Here is a 3,198-nt window from a genome sequence, read left to right as displayed (position 1 = left end):
CCCACGTCCCGGTCAGTCTTTCGAGCTTCGACCGAACGGGAGTGGCCATGATCGAAGCAGTGCGGTTGCGCAAGCACTACGGCCGGACGAAGGCCGTCGACGACCTGTCGTTCACCGTCCGGCCGGGCCGCGTGACCGGGTTCCTCGGCCCGAACGGCGCCGGCAAGTCCACGACCATGCGGATGATCCTCGGCCTCGACACGCCCACCGGTGGCGACGTCAAGATCGACGGGAAGCACTACGCCGAGTTCAAGCAGCCGCTGCGCGAGGTCGGCGCGTTGCTCGACGCGAAGTGGGTGCACCCCAACCGGTCCGCGCGCTCGCACCTCAAGTGGCTCGCGGTCTCCAACAAGATCCCGGTCAGCCGCGTCCAGGAGGTGCTGGAGATCGTCGGCCTCACCGAGGTCGCGCACAAGAACGCCGGCGGGTTCTCGCTCGGCATGTCGCAGCGGCTCGGCATCGCGGGCGCGTTGCTCGGCGACCCCGGCGTGCTGCTGTTCGACGAGCCGGTCAACGGCCTCGACCCCGAGGGCATCCTCTGGATCCGGCAGTTCCTGCACCGGCTCGCGGACGAGGGCCGCACGGTGTTCGTGTCGAGCCACCTGCTCTCGGAGATGGCGCAGACCGCGCAGGACCTCATCGTGATCGGCAAGGGTCAGCTGATCGCGCAGACCTCCACCGAGCAGTTCATCGCCGACGCCACCCAGGACACCGTCCGGGTGCGGTCGCCGCACGCCGCGAAGCTGCGCGAGATCCTCGCGGCGCACGCGACGGTGACCGACGACTCGGTGAGCGGGAGCCTCGTGGTGCACGGCATCCCGGCCCAGCAGATCGGTGACCTCGCGGCGGAGAACCAGATCACGCTGCACGAGCTCAGCCCTCAGCGCGGGTCGCTGGAGGAGGCCTTCATGCAGCTCACCAAGGAGTCGGTGGAGTACCACGCTCACTGACGACCGTCTTCGGCCGCCGCGACCGGATGGCGGGCACCGCGATCAGCAGTGCCGTCATCACGGCGGTGCCGCCGGCGACGGCGGCGACGTACGGCAGCCGGTCCGCGATCACGTCGGCCGGCTGCGCGGAACGTTGGGCGGCGACAGCGGAAGTCGGTTGCGTGGCCGAGGGTGTCGGCGTCGGCAGCAACGGGTTCCGCTCCACGGGCGGCAGCTGAGCGGTGACCGCGGCCACCGGGTCGACCATCCCGAACCCGGTCGCGGCGTCACGGCCCGGTTCCGCCAGGTCCTTCGCGGTCCTGACCAACGCGTTGACGACGTCCTTGGCCGCCATCTCCGGGTGCTTCGCCCTGACCAGCGCGGCCACCCCCGCCACGATCGCCGACGCCGCGCTCGTGCCGTCCATCTCGGCGTACCCGCTGGAGTAGACGCTCACCGGCGCGGTCGTGACGATACCGACCGCCGGTGCCGCGAGCACGGTGTCCGCGCCGACGTTGGAGGACGTCCACGGCCGGCCGTCGCGGTTCGTGCCCGCGACCGCGACCACGCCGCCGATGTTGGCGGGCGCGGAGACCGCCCCGCCCTCGTTGCCGGTGGCGGCGACGAGGACGACGTCCTTCTCGATCGCGTAGTTCACGGCCTTGACCAGCGTCGGCGTCAGCGAGCTGGAGAACCCGAGCGACAGGTTGATGACCTTGGCGCCGTGGTCGGCCGCCCACCTGATGCTCTCGCCGACGACGTCGAGCGCGAACTGGTCCTTCTCGTCGGCGCTCGCGATCGGGAGGATCTTGGCGCCCGGAGCGATGCCGAGCGCGCCGCCGCCACGTCCGGTCGCGGCGATGATCCCGGCCATCCCCGTGCCGTGCCCGTCGGTGTCGGTGGTGCCGTCGGTGCCCTTCGACCTGCCGAAACCCGTGCCGGGCAGGACTCTTCCCGCCAGGTCCGGGTGCTGGGCGTCGACGCCGGAGTCGACCACCGCGACGATCACGCCGTCACCGCGTGCCTGTTCCTGCGCGGAGCGGACGTCGAGCGCGTCGAGGTGCCATTCCTGCTCCTCGATCGTCTGCGCGGCGAGCAGCAACGGCAGCGCGACGGCAAGGGCGGGCAGCAGTGGCACGTCACCTACATCGTGTTTCCAGCTCGTGGTGCAACGTGCCTGGCGTCACAGCCTGCGTAAGGGGGCTGTTAACAAACCGTGAAAACCGACTTTTCGGACATCATCCGCGTTTGGATTCGCGTTGAATCGGGCTATCCCCAGCCCGGAGGTGGCCCGTGGCGGTTCGTGTCGAAGCAATGCTCAGCCTCGAGTGGTCGGACGCGCTCGAGGTTCCCAATACGTTTGACCTGGCCAGCACGCCTGCGGACACTCGTGGTTCGTGGGTCAACAAGGCGGACGAGAAGCAGGTCCTCGCCGCGTACCGCTCGGTGAGAGCGGCTGGAAACGCACCGGCGCCGTGGTGGTTGCGCGCGCTGGACCGCGGAAAGCTCTCCTCGCGTGCCGAAGGTCACGCCCTCGAGGACGCGGTCACCGGACTGCTGTCCTCGCGCCCCGGCTGGGTCTTCGTGCCGTGGGCCGACTTCGGCGAGGTCGGCTACTGGGAGTTCGTGCCGTCGGAGAGCGGCGTGTACGGCCCGGCCGAACCGACCACCGTGCAGTTCACCGACCGGCACACCGGTTTCGTGGACCTGCTCCCGGCGCACCGGGGCCCCGGTCAGCGCCAAGCCCTCGAGTTCACCCCGGCCGAGCTGCGCGAGCAGATCGAGGACCTGGAGAACATCGCCTAGCGCACCACCTAGGCTGTACGCCCGTGACGTCCAGCCACCAGCGACCGCCGCACCACCGATCCGTCGTCAGCTACGTCCAACGCGGCGAACGGATGACCGTGGGGCAGCAGCGCGCATGGGACCGCCACTGGGAGCGCTTGGGCCAGGAGGTCAAGGCGCTCCCGGCCGGTCCCGTGCAGTTCACCGAGTGGTTCGGGCGCGAGGCGCCCCTCGTGCTGGAGATCGGCTCCGGGATGGGCGAGACGACCTCCCGGCTGGTCGCCGCCGCGCCCGACGTCAACTACGTGGCCGTAGAGGTCTACAATCCCGGCCTGGCGCAGCTCCTGCTGCGCGCCGAGGCGCTCGACGTGACCAACCTGCGGGTCCTGCGCGGTGACGCGGTCGACCTGCTCACCGAGCACGTCGAGCCCGGCGCGCTGGCCGAGGTGCGGATCTACTTCCCCGACCCGTGGCCCAAGAAGAA

At 70.2% G+C, this 3,198-nt stretch carries 4 protein-coding genes; 3 read left to right on the top strand and 1 reads right to left on the bottom strand.

The genetic code is table 11. The features are described from left to right. Positions 1-47: 47 nt before the first annotated feature. Positions 48-950, top strand: coding sequence for an ABC transporter ATP-binding protein (locus VM306_RS14585; RefSeq protein ID WP_325515280.1), 903 nt, complete (start codon positions 48-50; stop codon positions 948-950). On the opposite strand, the gene mycP is transcribed toward VM306_RS14585, so the two are convergent. Beyond that, positions 916-2,067, bottom strand: a complete 1,152-nt coding sequence (mycP, locus tag VM306_RS14580) for a type VII secretion-associated serine protease mycosin (RefSeq protein ID WP_325515278.1) — start codon at positions 2,065-2,067, stop codon at positions 916-918. The two genes, VM306_RS14585 and mycP, sit on opposite strands and share 35 nt — an antisense overlap. 155 nt (positions 2,068-2,222) lie before the next feature. Here mycP and VM306_RS14575 point away from each other — a divergent pair, with 155 nt between their 5' ends. Both VM306_RS14575 and trmB read left to right on the top strand, forming a co-directional pair. Beyond that, the gene (locus tag VM306_RS14575; protein ID WP_325515276.1) at positions 2,223-2,735 is read left to right on the top strand and encodes a hypothetical protein; all 513 of its coding nucleotides are present in this window, start codon (positions 2,223-2,225) and stop codon (positions 2,733-2,735) included. Between the two features lie 92 nt (positions 2,736-2,827). Next, positions 2,828-3,198, top strand: a 371-nt coding sequence (trmB, locus tag VM306_RS14570) for a tRNA (guanine(46)-N(7))-methyltransferase TrmB (RefSeq protein ID WP_414672383.1), incomplete at its 3' end; no start/stop codon positions are given.

It is taken from the genome of Lentzea sp. (assembly GCF_035525475.1).
Taxonomy (GTDB): domain Bacteria; phylum Actinomycetota; class Actinomycetes; order Mycobacteriales; family Pseudonocardiaceae; genus Lentzea.
Note: the sequence above shows the minus strand (reverse complement) of the source record. Positions and strands in the feature narration are given on the sequence as shown.